This window comes from Acinetobacter sp. CIP-A165 (genome assembly GCF_000367985.1).
GTDB lineage: Bacteria > Pseudomonadota > Gammaproteobacteria > Pseudomonadales > Moraxellaceae > Acinetobacter.
On record NZ_KB849202.1, the window covers coordinates 859,477 to 878,299 of the forward strand.

The 18,823-nt window shown below is 40.1% G+C and carries 17 protein-coding genes; 8 read left to right on the forward strand and 9 right to left on the reverse strand.

Annotated elements, in window-relative coordinates; all coding sequences use genetic code 11:
- Positions 1 to 132 precede the first annotated feature (132 nt).
- From F991_RS09550 to F991_RS09565, 4 genes are read left to right on the forward strand one after another with little or no spacing between them, the layout of a single operon-like run.
- The gene (locus F991_RS09550) at positions 133 to 645 is read left to right on the forward strand and encodes a low molecular weight protein-tyrosine-phosphatase (protein WP_004670861.1); all 513 of its coding nucleotides are present in this window, start codon (positions 133 to 135) and stop codon (positions 643 to 645) included.
- A 4-nt stretch (positions 646 to 649) separates the two neighbouring features.
- Positions 650 to 1,696, forward strand: coding sequence for a UDP-N-acetylmuramate dehydrogenase (gene murB / locus F991_RS09555; RefSeq protein WP_265588199.1), 1,047 nt, complete (start codon positions 650 to 652; stop codon positions 1,694 to 1,696).
- 8 nt (positions 1,697 to 1,704) lie between these two features.
- Positions 1,705 to 2,832, forward strand: coding sequence for a YdcF family protein (locus F991_RS09560; RefSeq protein WP_004670865.1), 1,128 nt, complete (start codon positions 1,705 to 1,707; stop codon positions 2,830 to 2,832).
- On the forward strand, positions 2,832 to 3,860 hold the full coding sequence (locus F991_RS09565; RefSeq protein WP_004670867.1) for an alpha/beta hydrolase: 1,029 nt from the start codon (positions 2,832 to 2,834) through the stop codon (positions 3,858 to 3,860). The genes F991_RS09560 and F991_RS09565 overlap by 1 nt, the downstream gene beginning before the upstream one ends.
- A 28-nt stretch (positions 3,861 to 3,888) precedes the next feature.
- Here F991_RS09565 and F991_RS09570 read toward each other — a convergent pair whose 3' ends face one another.
- Positions 3,889 to 5,559, reverse strand: a complete 1,671-nt coding sequence (locus tag F991_RS09570; RefSeq protein ID WP_004670869.1) for an FMN-binding glutamate synthase family protein — start codon at positions 5,557 to 5,559, stop codon at positions 3,889 to 3,891.
- A 702-nt stretch (positions 5,560 to 6,261) separates the two neighbouring features.
- On the opposite strand from F991_RS09570, the gene hppD reads away from it, so the two are divergent.
- Entirely contained in the window at positions 6,262 to 7,317 is a 1,056-nt protein-coding gene (gene hppD, locus F991_RS09575) for a 4-hydroxyphenylpyruvate dioxygenase (RefSeq protein WP_004670871.1), read from the forward strand.
- Between the two features lie 82 nt (positions 7,318 to 7,399).
- On the opposite strand, the gene F991_RS09580 is transcribed toward hppD, so the two are convergent.
- The 4 genes from F991_RS09580 to fahA form a co-directional block, all read right to left on the reverse strand.
- Positions 7,400 to 8,179: an IclR family transcriptional regulator gene (locus F991_RS09580; protein WP_004670873.1), complete on the reverse strand. Its 780-nt coding sequence runs from the start codon at positions 8,177 to 8,179 to the stop codon at positions 7,400 to 7,402.
- A 360-nt stretch (positions 8,180 to 8,539) separates the two neighbouring features.
- Positions 8,540 to 9,088, reverse strand: a complete 549-nt coding sequence (locus tag F991_RS09585) for a VOC family protein (RefSeq protein ID WP_004670876.1) — start codon at positions 9,086 to 9,088, stop codon at positions 8,540 to 8,542.
- A 19-nt stretch (positions 9,089 to 9,107) separates the two neighbouring features.
- Positions 9,108 to 9,740: a maleylacetoacetate isomerase gene (maiA, locus tag F991_RS09590; protein ID WP_004670877.1), complete on the reverse strand. Its 633-nt coding sequence runs from the start codon at positions 9,738 to 9,740 to the stop codon at positions 9,108 to 9,110.
- Complete coding sequence (fahA, locus tag F991_RS09595) at positions 9,727 to 11,034, reverse strand: fumarylacetoacetase (RefSeq protein ID WP_004670879.1); 1,308 nt, start codon at positions 11,032 to 11,034, stop codon at positions 9,727 to 9,729. Before fahA ends, maiA begins: the two co-directional genes overlap by 14 nt.
- A 355-nt stretch (positions 11,035 to 11,389) precedes the next feature.
- Between fahA and F991_RS09600 the strand changes: the two genes are divergently transcribed.
- Together F991_RS09600 and F991_RS09605 are read left to right on the forward strand one after the other, a co-directional pair.
- Positions 11,390 to 12,778: an amino acid permease gene (locus tag F991_RS09600; protein ID WP_004670881.1), complete on the forward strand. Its 1,389-nt coding sequence runs from the start codon at positions 11,390 to 11,392 to the stop codon at positions 12,776 to 12,778.
- Between the two features lie 220 nt (positions 12,779 to 12,998).
- Positions 12,999 to 14,171 (forward strand): MFS transporter, encoded by a 1,173-nt coding sequence (locus tag F991_RS09605; protein ID WP_212749351.1) that lies wholly within the window; start codon positions 12,999 to 13,001, stop codon positions 14,169 to 14,171.
- 1 nt (position 14,172) lies between these two features.
- Here F991_RS09605 and F991_RS09610 read toward each other — a convergent pair whose 3' ends face one another.
- Positions 14,173 to 15,663, reverse strand: coding sequence for an amidase (locus F991_RS09610; RefSeq protein ID WP_004670885.1), 1,491 nt, complete (start codon positions 15,661 to 15,663; stop codon positions 14,173 to 14,175).
- A gap of 197 nt (positions 15,664 to 15,860) precedes the next feature.
- Here F991_RS09610 and F991_RS09615 point away from each other — a divergent pair, with 197 nt between their 5' ends.
- Positions 15,861 to 16,337: a hypothetical protein gene (locus F991_RS09615; RefSeq protein WP_034595628.1), complete on the forward strand. Its 477-nt coding sequence runs from the start codon at positions 15,861 to 15,863 to the stop codon at positions 16,335 to 16,337.
- A 71-nt stretch (positions 16,338 to 16,408) separates the two neighbouring features.
- Here F991_RS09615 and accC read toward each other — a convergent pair whose 3' ends face one another.
- The 3 genes from accC to aroQ are packed head-to-tail and all read right to left on the reverse strand — an operon-like array spanning position 16,409 to position 18,686.
- Complete coding sequence (gene accC / locus F991_RS09620) at positions 16,409 to 17,773, reverse strand: acetyl-CoA carboxylase biotin carboxylase subunit (protein ID WP_004670889.1); 1,365 nt, start codon at positions 17,771 to 17,773, stop codon at positions 16,409 to 16,411.
- 17 nt (positions 17,774 to 17,790) lie between these two features.
- On the reverse strand, positions 17,791 to 18,210 hold the full coding sequence (accB, locus tag F991_RS09625) for an acetyl-CoA carboxylase biotin carboxyl carrier protein (protein WP_004670891.1): 420 nt from the start codon (positions 18,208 to 18,210) through the stop codon (positions 17,791 to 17,793).
- A gap of 26 nt (positions 18,211 to 18,236) precedes the next feature.
- Complete coding sequence (gene aroQ, locus F991_RS09630; protein WP_004670893.1) at positions 18,237 to 18,686, reverse strand: type II 3-dehydroquinate dehydratase; 450 nt, start codon at positions 18,684 to 18,686, stop codon at positions 18,237 to 18,239.
- Positions 18,687 to 18,823 lie beyond the last annotated feature (137 nt).

The window sequence follows — 18,823 nt, forward strand, 5'->3', positions numbered from 1 at the left end:
TCTCTCATAATCATAGATGAAATGTTAATAAACCCTAATAAATACAACATTTTTATATCAAGTGACTATAGGTTTCATTGCTCAAATAAATTAACATAAGACGCTGTCAAAAAGTGTAGCGTTGAGGTGATTATGCCATCCAAAATGCCCTATAAGGTGTTATGTGTCTGTTTGGGAAATATTTGTCGCTCACCCACAGCAGAAGCGATTCTCAGACATTATTGTGATGTGCATGCTTTAGACGTATTGGTCGATTCAGCTGGAACAAGTAACTACCATCCGAACAAAGCACCAGATACACGGAGTCAGCATCACGCCAAGCTGCGCGGCTATGATCTCTCTACGCAAAGAGCAAGACAATTGCGATTAGAAGATTTCATTGAGTTTGATCTTATTTTAGCAATGGATCATGAAAACTTTGGAGATATTCAATCACTCTTGGCTAAAGCCGTTCGCCAATTTGGGGCTGATCAAACCCGTGCAAAAATAGCATTGATGAGTGAACACGATCCGTTATTTACTCAACAAGCCGTTCCTGACCCGTATTATGGTGGGGCGGATGGCTTTGATCGAGTGCTTGATCAATGTGAGTCGAGTAGTCAAGCATGGGTGAATATTTTTAAACAGCAAATCAAAGCAGGGTAATAGGATCTCATTCGACATGAATGTACAACAGCAAGTTCAGCTTAAACATTTAAATACCTTAAACCTGAATGCGATCGCTTCACACTATGTTCAAATTCATCAGCCGCATGATGTTATAGAGGCGTTAGCGTTCTCTGAACAACAAGGTTTAAATGTTTTGGTTTTATCGGGTGGCAGTAATTTATTGTTGCCGCAGCAACTTCAAGCGTTGGTAGTGCACCTCAATATTCAAGGCATTGATCTGCTTGCTGAAGATGAAAATACAGTGACTGTGAAGGTTGGCGCAGGTCAGGTGTGGCATGATTTTGTTTTATATAGTACACAGCAAAACTGGTTTGGTTTACAAAATTTAGCTTTGATTCCGGGTTTAGTGGGCGCTTCACCTGTACAAAATATTGGTGCTTATGGTGTTGAGGTCGGTGAATTTATTGAATCTGTACAAGTCTATGATCGTAAATTAAAGCAGTTCGATTCAATTTTAGCCCAAGATTGTCATTTTGCTTATCGGCATAGTATTTTCAAAGATCAACCGAATCGCTACATTATTGTCAGTGTTACTTTTAAATTATTGAAGCATGCTGATTTAAAGCTAAATTATGGTGATCTCAAACAAGCGGTAGCAGATCAGTTGACGGCGGAAAATCTGCAAAATCAGGTGATTCATATTCGTCAAAGTAAATTGCCCGATCCGAAAGCATTTCCAAACGTGGGAAGTTTTTTTAAAAATCCCATTCTTTCACAAACTGAATTTGACAAAATTGCTCAACAATTTCCAAACATTCCTCATTATCCACAAGCAAATAGCAATGTTAAAGTGGCAGCAGGTTGGTTGATTGATCAAAGTGGTTGGAAAGGCAAGCAATTGGGTTCAGTTGGTATGTTCCATAAGCAGGCATTGGTACTGGTGAATTATGCTGAGGCGACTTTAGCCGATGTTAAAAATACCTACCATGCTGTACAAAGTGATGTAAAACAAAAGTTTAGTATTCAATTGGAACCTGAGCCTGTGTTATATAGTGAACAAGGTTTAATCCAAGCCCATAATGCATGAGGAGATCTATGGCTAAAGTACATTGGATGGTCAGTTTAGTACGCGTAATAACAATACTATTCGTGCTATTGGGCTGTTTTGTACTTTTTTTATATTCGCCATTTTACTCTCAACTGATGGTGAAGGGGTTAAATCACTTTGTTTCAGTGGATGTCAATGAAGTTGCGGCTCAAAGCCAAAAATCCGCTGCTTTGAGTGAACATGAAAACTTGGAACCGGGTTCCAACTTGTGGATCGCTCGACAAGCATATCTCAAATTAATCGAAAAGCGTTTTCAACCAGAAAGTTCTGAAGACTTAAAGCTCATTCAGGCGCGGTATAAATTGCTACAACAACTTATTGTTGATGAACAAGAAAAAGAAAGCGAACAGGAAAAAAAGCCAATTATTCCGTTAAGCAATGAGCAAATAGAACAAGCGCAAGAGCGTGTCGCTGCTGCGAGTACACCTATTGATTTTTTACAATTCAATACACCTGATAATTTGGTGTTAATGGAAAAGTATGTCGTTTTTTTAGAAACATATCCGATTGAGTTGCCGATCGTTGAGGAGCAAGAAGGGCCGAGTAAAGAAGATTTACTTGAACTTGAAAAGAATAAAGACGGCATTGTTGAAGCTAAAAACAGCACTGAACCTTATGCGATTGTGGTATTGGGTGGTGGGTTGACGCTTGGTGCAAATGGCAAAGACATTGTGGTAAATAATTACACACGCTTGCGCTTAGAGCGAACATTGCAAGTTGAGAAGCAGTACGATTTGCCTATTGTGCTCAGTGGTGTAGAAGCGCCATATATGCAAGCTTGGCTAGAAGAGCGAGGTCTTGAAGCGAAACTACTTGAAAATAGAAGTATGAATACCTGTGAAAACTCTCGCTTCAGTTCGCTTTTATTGCAAAAGAAAGGTGGCGCACCCAAAGTCATCTTGATTACTGATGAGTATCATATGCCTCGTACACGACGTTTATTCGCTTTGAATGGTATAGAGACTGTTCCTGTCGTTGCACCGATGCCAACAACTTTAACGCGCTGGCGCCCAAGTGAAAAAAACTATGATCATAGTCGCCGTGCAAATTATGAAATGCTTGCCACGATTCGTGATGTGCTATTTGGTTCAAGTGATTGTCGGGAGATACCATAATGTCCAATATTCCATTTTTAAATCCGACAATTTTAAAACAACTTGATTTACCTATTCCCAATCGTGAAACCACGCCTCAAATCCTTGAAGCTTTAGATCTGAATCAACCTTTTGAAGCACCTAAAGCATTACTTGCCTACCAGAAGTTGTATGGATTGGACTCGCTGGAGTGTGATCAGTGGCAAGGTTATGTCGAAATGCCATTGTTCCGTGTTCATGTACAAGTCTTTCAACCGAAACAATCCAAGATACAAGGTACTGTTTGCTTGTTGCATGGGTACTTAGAGCACAGTGGGATTTATCAGCCGATCATTAAAGAGATATTGGATCAAGGCTTTAGTGTTGTTACTTACGATTTACCGGGACATGGTTTAAGTGATGGTTCAGCGGCAAGTATTCAAAACTTTGACCATTACCAACAGGTATTACATGCTGTTTATGATGCGGTTCGTGACGCGAAACAATTACCAAAACCATGGTTGGGAATAGGGCAAAGTACCGGTGGTGCGATTTGGATGCATCATTTGCTGGCGTACGCTGAGCGTCGGGAAGATCCGATTGTTGATCGAGTGTTGTTGTTATCACCATTGATTCGACCTGCGAAAACAGCGTGGTGGCATAATTCTGTCGGCCTAGGCATTATTCGCAGGATCAAAAGCCAAGTGCCACGACATTTCCGACGTAATAATCATAACCCTGAATTCCTTCGTTTTATTCGACTTAAAGATCCTTTACAGCCTCGTATGATGGGGATGGATTGGATACTCGCAATGTCGAAATGGATGTTGGAAATGGAACAGCGACCCGCTTGTCGTATCCCTGTTTGGTTAGCACAAGGAGCGCTCGATCAAACTGTGGATTGGCGTTATAACATTGAATACATTCGGCGTAAATTTAGATTGCAGACTTTATTGATGTTAGAAGAAGGTTCACATCAATTGATTAATGAGCGTGCCGATATTCGTGCGGCGTTGACAGGACTCATTCCAGCATTCTTACATGCCAAACCAAATCACCACTATTATTAGTGGTGATTGCTATTTAGCTTAGTTTTTATTAAAACTTAGTGGCATCTGCCATTTTCCACATTCGATAGTAGAAATTCTCGTCATCATCTAAATCGCTCTGTAGCAATTCCTTTTCTTTGAGAAAGAAATGAATTTGCGCATAGTTTTTGATTTCTCGATCATTCATACGCTGTGCTAAATGATGGGCTTTGATCTCGGATGGATGACTTAAACCTGCGGCGGCTATCATTTCAGATAATGCATGTAAGGTGTTTTTGTGAAAACTAAACACGCGTTCGGACTTACTTGGCACATCAATCGCTTTTTGGCGATCTGGGTCTTGTGTAGCGACACCAACAGGGCATTGGTTGGTATGACAGCTTTGCGCTTGAATACAGCCAACAGCAAACATAAATCCACGTGCGGAGTTGACCCAATCAGCACCTAAAGCAAAAGTGCTGGCGATATCAAATGCACTGATGATCTTTCCACTTGCGCCAATTTTCACTTGGCTACGTAAACCAGCACCAGTCAAGGTGTTGTGTACGAAGCGCAAACCTTCTCTTAATGGCGTGCCGATGTAATCACTAAATTCAATCGGCGCAGCACCTGTACCACCTTCAGAACCATCTACCACTACAAAGTCAGGCACAATCTTTGTTTCGAGCATAGCCTTCACGATACTCATAAACTGCCAAGGCTGCCCAATACATAGCTTGAAACCAACAGGTTTTCCACCAGACAGCTCTCTTAATTGCTGAATGAAATGCATCATTTCAATTGGCGTGCTAAAGCTCGGATGTTTAGAGGGAGAAACGCAGTCATAATCTCTGGAGATACCACGAATACTTGCGATTTCTTCAGTGATTTTATGTTTCGGCAAAATTCCACCATGACCCGGTTTAGCACCTTGTGAAAGCTTGACTTCAATCATTTTAATTTGTGGATTTTTAGCTTGTAAAGCAAACTTCTCAGGATCAAAAAGTCCATCAGGCGTGCGACAGCCAAAATAGCCACTGGCAATTTGCCAAACAATATCTCCGCCATTTTCTAAATGGTAAGGGCTCAAGCTACCTTCACCAGTATCATGATAAAAATGCCCCATTTTTGCGCCCTGATTCAATGCTCGAATGGCATTGGCACTTAGACTCCCAAAGCTCATTGCTGAGATATTCATAATCGAGGCACTATAGGGTTGCAGACATTGGGCATTACCGATCTGAACACGAAAAGAGGCAGGATCAGCAGGCGGGCATGGCGCGATAGAGTGGACGATGAAGCGATAGTTCGGTTCATACACATCGATGATTGAACCAAATGGTTTATCTGCATTTTCATTTTTGGCGCGTTGATAGACTAGGCTACGTTGCATCCGCGAAAAAGGTAACGCATCTTGATCTGACTCAATAAAATATTGGCGGATTTCAGGACGTACATCTTCAAAAATAAAACGGAAATGACCTAAAATTGGATAGTTTCTTAATATGGCATGTTTCTTTTGCAGTAAATCGTATAAACCAACCAGACTGAGTATCGTTGTTACTAGCCAAAGCCCATTTAGCAGCGTGTCAGAAATAAAATAGTAAATGGTATGTGGAGTGTACGTTGCTTTGAACCAAGTAATACTTAAAGCGATAAAAATACAAAGAAACCAAACAGAATGTCTTGAAAAGAAAGTGTTGAGTAGTTTATGTCTTATCGCTTGTGCTGGACTAGCCATAGTCAAGAGATTCCTATCATTAAACAATGAAGCAACCATGCCAAGAACCAGATATAACTACAAGTAATGAATTGTTAGGTCTGAGAATGATTCTCTTAAAGCGGCTAAAATCAATTCCAATGTACATACATCAAATTTTGTATTCTTCTCAGATGGTTATTACTACACATCTTTTTATTGCTTAGTGAACTTTTAACGTGCTGACGCGCTTCGAGGTTATTTATACATTTTGCTATTCATTTAGTGGAATATTCATTTTTTATTGTATTGAGACCAAGGTCGGATTTAGATATAAATCTATCTATCGTTAAATCACGCTGATCCCGCAATATAGGGTGTTTGATTAAGCAGAATTGAGTCCGTGTAAATCGAAATAATTACACATAACATAATTAAATTATGTATTGCATAAATTTAATCTTTCTTGTAGCATTAATTTTAAGTTGGTAGCCAATGCTTAGACATGCTTTTTTAGCGTTGTATTTGGCTTACTCAAGGAAAAGAAAAGGCTTTAACACGGATGCTTTTGACCAATATATAAAAACACCGTATGCCTTTTCTGTTAACGCTTACACATGTTGTGATCTTTTGGATGATGTTAACGATGAGAGCCATTGTTTAAATCATCATTTAGAAATCGATATCATGCTGTTTAGTATTAAAAACGGATGAATTTATCTCAAAAAGGATAAGGGAAACTAGATGGACATTTTAGATAACCCATTAGAACTATGTGGATTTGCTTTTATTGAGTTTGTTTCGACGGAAAATGGATTAGATCAAATCTTTGAAACAATTGGTTTTTCAAAAGTCGCAAAACACAAGTCTAAAAAAGTTTATTTATGGCGCCAAGGTAATATCAATATCATCTTGAATTACCAACCTGAATCTTATGCTTCATTTTTCTTTAAAGAGCATGGTCCATCAGCATGTGCAATGGGCTTTAGAACCCGTGATGCTGCAAAAGCCTTTAAGAATGCTGTCGAGCTAGGTGCAGAACCGATGCATTCTCAATCAGGGCCAATGGAACTGAATATCCCAGCGATTAAAGGTATCGGTGGTATGCCGATTTTCCTCGTAGATCGTGATATTTATGAAAATGATTTCGTTTTCTTTGATGATGTTGAGCGTAATCCACGCGGTGCTGGTTTAAATGAAATTGATCATTTAACCCATAATGTCTATAAAGGACGCATGGATTACTGGGCTAATTTCTACGAAAAAATCTTTAATTTCCAAGAAATTCGCTATTTTGATATCAAAGGTGAATATACAGGTTTAACCTCTAAAGCCTTAACTGCACCTGATGGTTTGATTCGTATTCCATTAAATGAAGATTCTGACAAGGGTAATGGTCAAATTGCTGAGTTCTTAGCAGATTTCAATGGTGAAGGCATTCAACATATTGCATTCATTACCGATGATCTTATTTCGACATGGGATAAGTTGAAAGGCTTAGGGCTTAAGTTCATGACGCCACCGCCAGAAACTTATTATGAAATGTTGAAAGAGCGTTTGCCTGAACATGGTGAACCGACGGATGAATTACAAAAGCGCGGTATTTTATTAGACGGCAATACTAAGGATGGTCAGAAGAAGCTGTTATTGCAGATTTTCTCTGAAAATATGCTTGGGCCAGTTTTCTTTGAGTTCATTCAACGTAAAGATGATGATGGCTTTGGTGAAGGTAACTTCAAAGCATTATTTGAATCGATTGAACGTGATCAGATTCGTCGTGGTGTATTAGAAGCCAAATAAATATCTCGAAAAATCCATACTAAAAAGCCAAGAATCGATTCTTGGCTTTTTTGATTTTTAGGATGAAAAGATGATTTAAAAATTAACGCGTTTTAATGTACTGATTGATTGCTGCAACTTCACGTTTGAATAATTCGAGTTTTTCACTGCCTGCATGTACAGGTAGGAACATCTCACTGTCCAAAGCAACTATACAAAACTCCATGGCATGTTGCGCATTAAATATTGGTAAACCAACCGCATTAATGCCCACCAGCAGATCACCTTGTGCGATCGCCATGCCATGCTGTAGCGTAGTTTCTTTGAGTGCTAAGAATTCATCCCAGTTTGATGGTTTAATTGGATAGTGGTTTTGTGCCGCTTTTTCCCATTCGGTATACATCAACGGCTGAATCACAGCTTCAGGCAAATAAGATGCAAAAATACGACCTGCCGCAGAGTTGACCAAAGGCATGGTTGAGCCGACTTTGGTCACAATTGAAATCGGGTGGTTTGATTCAATCGATTGTACGACTAACGGACCTTTAGGTGACCATTTACTGATCTGAATACCGCAGCCAATTTTACTTTGTAGATCGTAGATTAGATGCTGAACCAGTTGTAAGACATCAGTATGTTGAATACAGTTAAGCCCCAAACGCCAAGCTTGATCGCCCAAGGCATATTGACCACCTTCCAGTTGTTTCGCGTAATTCATACGAATCAGGCTGACCAAATAGCGATGTACTTTGGCTGGATGCATATCAAGTTGGCTGGACAGCTCTTTTAAAATAATCGGCTTATTGTGTTCCAAAAGGGCATTGAGAACGGATAATCCCACCTCAAGTGATTGAACCCCACCAGATAACTTTTCTTCAATCATTCAATAACCCTTCATCTACATTTCATCTAGCAGTATTGGTTTGATCTTGGTATTCGATTTTACGAGTTCTGCACATAATGCCTGAGCATCCCGCAAAATAGAAATCATCTTTTTAAATGACTTAAATAGGTGAATCGTATAAGCATACATTTGTTTTCGCATGGAATTGCATTTCGTTTGTATCACAGCAAAATATGCCTCTCATTTAGCAATTTACCTATGTTCAGGCAATAAAAAATCGGCATTGAAGTCAATATATCTTCAATGCCGATCCCCACATTGTTTATGCTATGCGTCTATGCTGAAAACGTGCCTTTTTACTGGCATTATCTTTCTGCATCACATTTGCATAGCGCATATCTAAGCACCTAACTCATCTTCATGTAAGAAATGGGTATGGTGCGGGGCGCGTTTAGTACGGCTCCACTCGTCGAGCATTTCTGACTTCATTTCTTCGGTAATACGCGCAATTTTGGCATCGGCATGTATATCGTTATAAGTGAGTTCTAGCCGATGACCATTTGGATCAAAGAAATAAATTGAATGGAAAATACCGTGATTGGTAACACCTAGTACTTTCACATCATGGGCTTCAAGATGTGCTTTTGCATCTAATAGGGTGGCGTGATCTTCAACCTCAAAAGCGATATGTTGCACCCACTGTGGTGTATTCTCATCGCGGCCCATTTCAGGCTGCGTTGGCAGTTCAAAAAATGCCAAGACATTGCCTTGACCTGCATCGAGGAATAAATGCATATAAGGATCAAAGGCTTTAGTCGAAGGGACGTGATCTTCTGCAAAAGCTAAAATGAAGTCCATATTCAGCATGGTTTTATACCATTCCACGGTTTCTTTCGCATCTCGACAACGGTAGGCGACGTGGTGAATTTTTTTAATTGCAAAGCTCATCATAAAACTCCTTTTATCTTTATTCCCAATCTGGTTGTTGTTCTGGGGCTGCGTGCAAGAATGCAGGAAGCGTTAAACAGTGTTGATAAATGGATTCAATCTTTGGAAACGCAGTTAAATCAATTTTGAATCGTTTTGCGTTATAGACTTGAGGAATCAAACAACAGTCAGCAAATGTGGCTTGTGTACCAAAGCAAACCTGCCCATTTGAATCCTGAAGCTGTGCTTCTAAACTCTGAAAGCCGAGCAACATCCAATGCTGATACCAGTTACTTTTTTGCTGATCGCTTAGCGAAAGATCCTGTTGTAGATACTTCAACACTCTTAAATTATTGAGCGGATGAATATCACAGGCGATAGCTTGGGAAAAGGCTCGAACTTTAGCTCGTTCAGCAATATTCTTTGGTAATAAAGCGACCTCAGGATAAGCTTCTTCCAAATATTCCAAAATGCTGATGGATTGCAACAAGGTCTGATCCGCATCAACTAGCGTCGGTACCAATTGGCTTGGATTCAGTGCTTGATAATCTGCCTGCTGCTGTTCATTTTTTACTAAATGAATCGGCTGAGTTTCATAGGCAAGCTGTTTTATATTCAACGCAATCCGTACGCGATATGCAGCGGAACTACGGAAATAGCTATACAGTTTCATAGCTCTCTTCCTCAGTTCGATTAAATTCAAACTTATGTGCTGCAAGGATGGTATTTTCGACTTGACCAAAACCGACCCGAATCCCATCTTTCTCACAATAACCTTTCATCACAACACGGTCGCCGTCTTCTAAGAAACCACGTGTTTCACCATTTGAAAGGGTTAATGGTTTGGTAGTATTCCACGTTAATTCAAGTAAGCTACCGTACGAGTCTTCGGTTGGTCCTGAAATGGTACCTGAGCCCATCAGATCACCAACTTGCACATTACAACCTGCGATGGTGTGATGTGTCAGTTGTTGTGCCATCGACCAATACATATATTTAAAATTGGTTTGGCAGATCACTTCTGATTTTTGCGATTGTGGCGTTTGTACTTCGACACTGAGATGAATGTCGTAGCTATTGGCGATATTTTCTTGTAAATAACGGAGTGGTTGTGGTTGCTGCGTCGGACCTTTGACTTTGAATAGTTCCAGTGCTTCCATCGTTACCACCCATGGAGAAATAGCACTAGCAAAAGTTTTGGCATTGAATGGTCCTAACGGTACGTATTCCCACTGTTGGATATCACGTGCTGACCAGTCATTGAGTAAAACCATACCAAAAATATGATCTGATGCATCTTCTATCGAGATAGGCTGACCAAGCTTAGTCGCTTTGCCCACGATAAATGCAGTTTCCAATTCAAAATCGAGTTTGCGTGTTGCTGAGAAAATTGGACGTTCGCTATTTGGTAGTTTGATTTGTCCTGATGGACGAACAATATCTGTACCACTAACGATGACTGAGCTCGCTCGTCCATTGTATCCAACTGGAAGTTCGCTCCAGTTAGGCAGAAGGGCATTTTTAGGATCTCTAAACATGGTACCGACATTGGTGGCATGTTCTTTAGATGAATAGAAATCGGTATAGCCAGGTACATGAATGGGTAAGTGTAAAGTTACCGTATTTTGTTGCAATAATACCAGTTTACGTAGTTCGGCATTATCACGTAGTGTTGGGTTGTCTATAGACAATAAGTTCTGCAGGGTTTGACGCACTTTTTGCCAGTTTTGTTTCCCAGACTCAATAAATGTATTCAATGTCGGCTGATTGAAATAGTTTTGATTTCCATCCAGTTGCAACAAGCCGTGTGTTTCTAATACCGCAAGATCAATCACCCAGTCTCCAATGGCAACACCGACGCGTTTATTAGCTTGAGCTATTTCACTAAAAATGCCATACGGCAAATTATGCATTGTGAAATCTGATTGAGGGTCAATCTCAAGAAAAGAAGTTAAATGCTGTGTCATGATTTTGCTTTCCTTGTCTTAATTTTTTCAGGGTTTACCTTTAAGCTTCTCACTTTATTGATCAATTGTTTGAAATATATAGATATATTGAAAATATTATAAGTTTCTTTCAGCTTGATCTCGCAAGAGGAGTGAACGTTATGATTTCTATCATACTGAAAATAATTAATTACGCAATACATAATTTAATTACATATAACATAATTATTGTTATTTGTTGAATTTTCTGCTTATATGCGCGGTTACGAGAAAAGTAAATTAATTATTTTTCGATCAACTATAGGCATTTTGGATTAATTTATGATATACGTAATTTAATACAAGAAAATTACGTGACAAGGATGAGAATAATCATATGTCAAAACAATCGCAAGGAAACCTGAAACATGGTTTGAGCAATCGGCACATCCAGCTTATCGCGCTAGGTGGTGCGATTGGTACAGGACTGTTTCTTGGTATTTCACAATCTATTAAGCTGGCAGGTCCGTCAGTGATTTTAGGTTATGCAATCGCAGGCTTAATTGCATTTCTAATGATGCGACAGTTAGGTGAAATGGTGGTTCAAGAGCCAGTTAGTGGCTCATTTAGTCATTTTGCGAATAAATACTGGGGTTCGTTTGCAGGTTTCATGTCTGGCTGGAATTATTGGGTACTCAATATTCTCGTCTGTATGGCTGAGCTGACGGCAATTGGACTCTATATTCAATATTGGTGGCCTGAAATCCCAACTTGGGCATCGGCATTGGCCTTTTTCCTCTTAATCAACGGCATTAACTTATTGCATGTGAAGCTGTTTGGAGAGATGGAATTCTGGTTCTCTATCGTCAAAATTTTAGCCATCTTAGCCATGATTGGCTTTGGTTCTTATTTGCTTGCAACTGGTACGGCAGGTCCACAGGCTGGTATTAGCAACCTTTGGGCGTTGGGTGGTTTCTTTCCATTTGGTATTGAAGGCTTAGTCATGGCAATGGCTGTGATTATCTTTGCATTTGGTGGGATCGAATTGTTTGGTATCACGGCAGCTGAAGCACGTGATCCTGATAAAACCTTACCTAAGGCTGTAAATCAAATTATTTACCGTATTTTGATTTTCTATATCGCAACGCTGTTCATCTTGTTTGCATTATTCCCTTGGAATCAAATGATCGAGGGTGGCAGTCCATTTGTGATGGTATTTGCGTCTTTAGATAGTCACGGTGTGGCAACCATGTTGAACTTTGTCATTTTGACAGCCGCAGTTTCTGTTTATAACGGCACAAGCTATTGCAGCAGTCGTATGTTGCTCGGTTTGGCAGAGCAGGGCAATGCACCAAAATTTTTAAAGCATATCAATAAACGTGGTATCCCAACCAATGCGGTTCTGGTATCTGCTTTCGTGACGGTATTGTGTGTATTGATCAACTATCTATTTCCAGAAAAAGCCTTTGCTTTGTTGATGATGTTGGTGGTTGCAGCGATTGTGATTAACTGGATCGTGATCTCATGGACACATCTTAAGTTCCGCAAAGCGATGCAAATACAAGGGCAGAGCACCAAGTTTCCAAGTATTGCTTATCCATTTAGTAATTATCTTTGTATCGTATTTATGCTGGGTATTCTTGTGGTGATGTCACTTTCACCCGATATGCGTATTGCGGTGATGATGATTCCTGCGTGGATCCTCTGCTTAATGTTGACCTATGTCTTTAAGCTGAGAAAATTGAAAAACGCACAATCGAGTATGGCTTTAGGAACTGATGTCTAAAGACTATTTCTGAGTTTTTATATCAATAGGGTTGAATTCGTTTTCAGCCCTATTTTTTTGTAATGTCTAAAATGTGGCTACCAATGTTCATAACAACAAATCGTCCATGCTTTGGTTGAAGTATTATTGTTTTATCTAAGCTAGAATTGTTGGTTCATCAATCTAAAATAAGTTTGCATTTTTGGCTTGATATCACGTTGTTCATTAAAAGGCTTTTGAATTGTTTCAATCTTTAAGTATTCAAACTCGATTGGGTGGTTTCTACCTATTTTATTATGCAATCGTTGGAACATTCATGCCTTATTGGAACCTGTATCTGCAAGATCAGGGCTTCAATTATCAAGAAATCGGTATTCTATCTTCAATCGCAATCATTACTCGTTTTTTTGCGCCGCTGATTTGGGGTTGGATTGCGGATAAATCAGGTAAACGAATGCTGCTGGTGCGCATTGCCACATGGATGGAAGCCTGTATTTGGTTTGCTATTTTTGTGATTCCAAATAGTTTTCAATCTGTGGCATTGCTGATGTTGATCTTCAGTTTTTTTCAAAATGCGATCTTGGCGCAGTTTGAAGGTGTGACACTTTTTTGGTTAGGTGAAAAACGCGCTGAACTATATGGAAAAGTGCGAAAGTGGGGTTCGGTCGGTTTTATTGTTGGGGTGTTCGCTATTGGAGCATTATTAGAAATCATCCCCATCTCAATGCTACCTATCTTACTTTTAGCGATTTCATTTTTAGCTTTTTTATGGTCATTCAGCATTAAAGAACCTGAGCACGCACCAAGTTCTCAGAAAAAATTAGAACCTTTATGGCCAGTTTTAAAAAAACCACTGGTTGCAGCATTCTTTACGATCGAGTTTATTCTATTATTTTCACTTGCACCATTTTATAGTTTCTATAGCAACTTTCTCAAAGAAATCGGGTTTAGCACAACACAGATAGGCAGCCTTTGGGCAATGGGTGTTATCGCTGAAATTGTGATGTTTGCGGTGGCACAAAGACTGTTTTTCACCCGTTTTTCATGGAGGAACTTGGTGGTTATTTGTCTTTTATTTACCAGTCTTCGCTGGTTTCTCGTGGGAATATTAGATACTAATTTCATCGGGCAACTTTTAGCACAATGTTTGCATGCCTTTAGTTTTGGACTATTTCATTTGATTGCGATGAAAGTGATTTTCCAAAACTTTTCAGCAGAGCAACAGGGTCGAGGTCAAGCGTTGTACAGCACCATGTGGGGGCTGGGCGTTGCTTCAGGAAGTTTGTTGGCAGGGTACTATTGGCAGATTCTTTCGGGTCCGACCATTTTCTTCTGTGCAAGTGCAGTTGTATTAGTTGGTTTAGGTCTGGTGATGTGGCTGCCGAATCAGGTAGAAACGGCAGCGAAAAGTTAGATTAGAGTTGAATTTTTTTATACTGCGGCATCCACGGTTGTGCTTGCTCAAGTTGTGCGGCGAGTTGTAGCAAATGGTCTTCACGTCCAAAGGGTGCAATAAACTGGCTACCCAAAGGCATACCATTTTTATTCCAGTACAGCGGTACAGACATAGCAGGTAAACCAGTGACATTGGCTAATTGAGTGAAGGGAACCCAACTTAAATTATCTTGCACCATTTTCTCGACCAGTTTGCCTTGCGCGAGATAATGCGCTTTTCCAACTTTTAATAAAGCTTTCAAAATGGGCTTTTGCCAAGCAGGTGTGGCAACTTCACCATTTTTAGGCGCGACCGATGCTGTTGTTGGGGTTAGGTATAGGTCATATTTCTCAAAGAAAATATTCATTTGGGTGCTATACAGTCCCCAATTGTTGAGTGTGTGAATATATTCGGTTGCAGTTGTTTTTGCACCAAAGGCAGCTAAGGCTAATGAATCAAGCTCGAAATCAGCATCTGTTGAGCCAGACATGTGTTTGATTTGTGCTTGCATATAAGTGAACTGACTAAACCACGTTGTGATGAAGTCTTTCGCCAGCGCTAAGCCATCTATGTTTGGACGATCTTCGACCACGATATGACCTAAAGACTCTAAAAGCTTGGCAGTTTGTTGAACGGCCTGAATCGCGTCTTTAGAAACTTTTGTTCCAATGGGTGAATGCGTGCTAAAAGCGATTCTCAGTTTTTTCGGTGCTTGTTGGATAATATCTAAATATTTTTGATCAGGTGCTTGAATCGTAAAAAGTGAGCTTTGTTCAGGACCTTGCACCGCATCTAACATAGCCGCACTATCGCGCACGGTTTTACATAACACATGCTGCATCGCTGCACCATGCATGGCTTCACCTGATTGAGGTCCCCATGGCGTGCGTCCGCGACTTGGTTTTAGTCCAAACAAACCGCAATACGATGCAGGAATACGAATTGATCCGCCGCCATCACCAGCGCCTGCAATCGGGACTAAACCCGCAGCGACAGCCGAGGCAGAACCGCCTGACGAGCCACCGCTATTGTGTTTTAAATTCCAAGGATTGCGACAAGCGCCCCAAGCATCAGGTTCAGTAATACCTTTGATTCCAAATTCAGGGGTATTGGTTCGCCCAAATGTGACAATTCCAGTTTGTTCCCAACGATTGACGATTTCTGCATTAAAGTCTGGTGTGTAATTGATTTTTTTAAGTGCATGGCTACCAAAAGAGGTTGGTATGCCTTGATATTCTTGAAATAAATCTTTTACTAAAAATGGAACACCAGCGAATTGACCTGTACGTTGTTGTTGGGCGCGTTGTTTGGCTTGCTCGTACATTGGGATAATGATTGCATTTAGTTTAGGGTTGATTTGTTCTGTGCGTTGCAATGCAATTTCAAGTAACTCTGATGGATGAACTTGCTTATTTTTGACCAACTCAGCTAAACCTAAACCATCATATTGGATGTATTCAGAAAATTTCATGGCTTTATATCCCTAAAGCTAAACTTTTATAAATTAAATATTTGTATTCAATAAGAATACCTTAAAAAACCGATTGAACAATCAAATAAATATCAGCACAAAAATATTGTGTTGATATGGTTATGTTTCAGTGTTTTTACTCAAAAATATGCTAAGTTAAAGCCATGGAAAGTTTAGATGATAACTTAATTAAATCTATGAAAAATATTTATATTATTGGATTATTGTGGGCTTGCTCAACAGGGGCAATCGCTGAAACAGCAGTAAACGCGAAGGCAGTAAAAGCTCAAGCTATGACTTCGGTGAATAATATACGTGTCACCAATCGCCCTGAAATTATGGGGTTGTGGGGAATGGAAATACCCAATAATAAAAAATGTGTTGAATACTATAACTTTCGTGGAATGAATGAAGTTGTGGTAAAAAGTGGCAAAGAATGGTCGTATGGCATGTATGACTATCAGCCGTCAGAGGATCATAATGAGCGTTTGCCAGCACTGATCCTACAAATCAAATATGATAATAATGAAATTGACTGTTCAGGTCAGCAAGTCGATCAAACTGGGGAAGTTTCTCAATACTTTGTAAAATGGTCGAACCCACATACCATTGACTTCTGTGCGAACGAGAAAGGCGAAAAATGCTTTGCAACTTTACGCCGTGTTTTACCTTAGACCATTTAATTCAATAAATAAAAAAACACCGCCTATGATTCATAAGCGGTGTTTTTTATTGCAGCTTTTATTTAAACATTTTCAGCTTTTGGTTCAAGCTGTTTTAGTAAATGTTTTTCGAGATAATGAATATCCATCGCTTGTTCGCAGAAATTCTTATCTTTCAAAATCAGATCTTTATGCAAAGGGATATTGGTTTTAATCCCTGTCAAAATCATTTCGTCTAATGCCTGACGCATACGCGCTAAAGATGTTTCACGATCTTTACCATGCGCAATGAGTTTTGCAATCATTGAGTCATAGTAGGGTGGAATGCTATAACCTTGATAGATATGAGAATCTAAACGAATACCCGCGCCACCCGGTGCGTAGAAGTTGTCAATTCTGCCAGGAGAAGGCATAAAGTTGGTTGGGTCTTCGGCATTGATACGACACTCGATCGCATGGCCTTTGACTTCGATTTCGTCTTGTTGAAGGTCTAAGCCTAAACCACCAGCAATACGAAGTTGTTGTTCAATAATATCAATACCCGTCACCATTTCTGTGACTGGATGTTCAACTTGAACACGTGTATTCATTTCGATAAAGAAGAATTCACCATCTTCAAATAAAAATTCGAACGTACCAGCACCACGATACTGCATAAGCTTACAGGCATTTACACAAGCCTCTAAAATATCAGCACGAGCTTGTTCAGGAAGATTCGGCGCAGGTGCTTCTTCTAGCACCTTTTGATGGCGACGCTGTAATGAACAATCACGATCATATAAATGAATCGCATGACCATTACCATCCCCGAGGATTTGTACTTCGACGTGACGAGGTTTCTGTAAGAAACGTTCCATATAAACCGTATCGTCACCGAACCACATTTCCGCATCACGTTGTGCAGCTTGAACAGACTCAAGCAGTGTATCCACACGTTCAACAATACGCATACCACGACCACCACCACCAGATGCGGCCTTTACGATCAGTGGGAAGCCGATTTCTTTGGCTTCAGCAAGTGCATTATGAATCGTAACAGCGTGGTCACAGCCCGGTACGGTTGGTACACCTGCTTTTTTCATTGCAATAATTGCAGAAACTTTGTTCCCCATGAGACGAATATGCTCAGGACGAGGACCAATAAAAGTAAAACCTGAACTTTCTATAATCTCAGCGAACTCGGCATTTTCAGATAAAAAGCCATAACCCGGATGGATTGCATCAGCACCAGTGATTTCTGCGGCAGTAATAATTGCAGGAATATTTAAATAACTTTCACTTGTGGTACCCGGTCCGATACATACTGCTTCATCTACAAAGCGTAAATGCATCAAATCTTTGTCAGCATCAGAATAAATACCAACGGTTTTAATACCAAGTGTTTTGCAAGCCCGAGTAATTCGTAAAGCGATTTCACCACGGTTTGCAATTAATACTTTTTGCAACATAGAAATCCCCAGATGTATTAGGCGCGGTAGCGGAAAAGTGGTTGACCAAACTGAATGACGTCACCGTTTTTCACTAAGATTTCTTCGATTACACCGCTTTGAGTTGCTTCAATTGGGTTCATGATCTTCATTGCTTCGATGATCCCTAGGGTTTCACCTGCAGATACCGTTTGACCAATTTTGACAAAAGGTGCTTCACCAGGACTTGGTGCTGCATAGAACACACCGACCATTGGCGAGGTTTCAACCGCACCGCGTGGCGTTTTTACAACGGGTGCTGCTGCTGGAGTTGAAGCCGCTGGTGCAGCCGCGACAGATGCATAAACAGGTGTTGGACGAGTCAACGAGATGGATTGATCACCTTCCTTAACTTCAATCGCTTGTAAGTCAGATTCAATCATCAGGTCGATGAGTTTCTTGATTTTACGGATATCCATGAGTGAGCATTCCTGAAATGTTTAAATTAATTAGTAGATTGAATTTTTTCGATAGCGTAATCGAGTGCAAGGGAATAACCCTTAGCACCTAAGCCACAAATCACGCCAATGGCTTTATCTGATAGATATGAGTGATGACGGAATGTTTCACGTGCATGAACATTCGACAAATGAACTTCAATAAATGGGATCGCAACACCAAGCAGTGCATCGCGTAATGCAACCGAAGTATGGGTGAGGGCAGCGGGGTTGATAATGATCAATTTCACCCCTTCATTTTGTGCCTGATGGATACGATCAACAATCGCACCTTCCCAGTTACTTTGGAATGTATCTAGTATAAGTGACGCATTTTTAGCTTGAGCGGTGAGTTGTTGGTCAATATCACTTAAAGTGAGATGGCCATAAACTTCTGGTTCACGCTTTCCTAGCAAGTTTAAATTCGGTCCGTGAATCACCAAAATGGTTGAGCTCATTCAGCCTGCTCCAATTCTAAAACTGCAAATGTGTTTTGCAAGATGTCTGCAAAGTTTGCTTATTATGGCACAAAATTCTACAATTTTTTTATAATTTCTTTTCGTCAATTAAGAAATTCGCATACCAAGCATGGTGC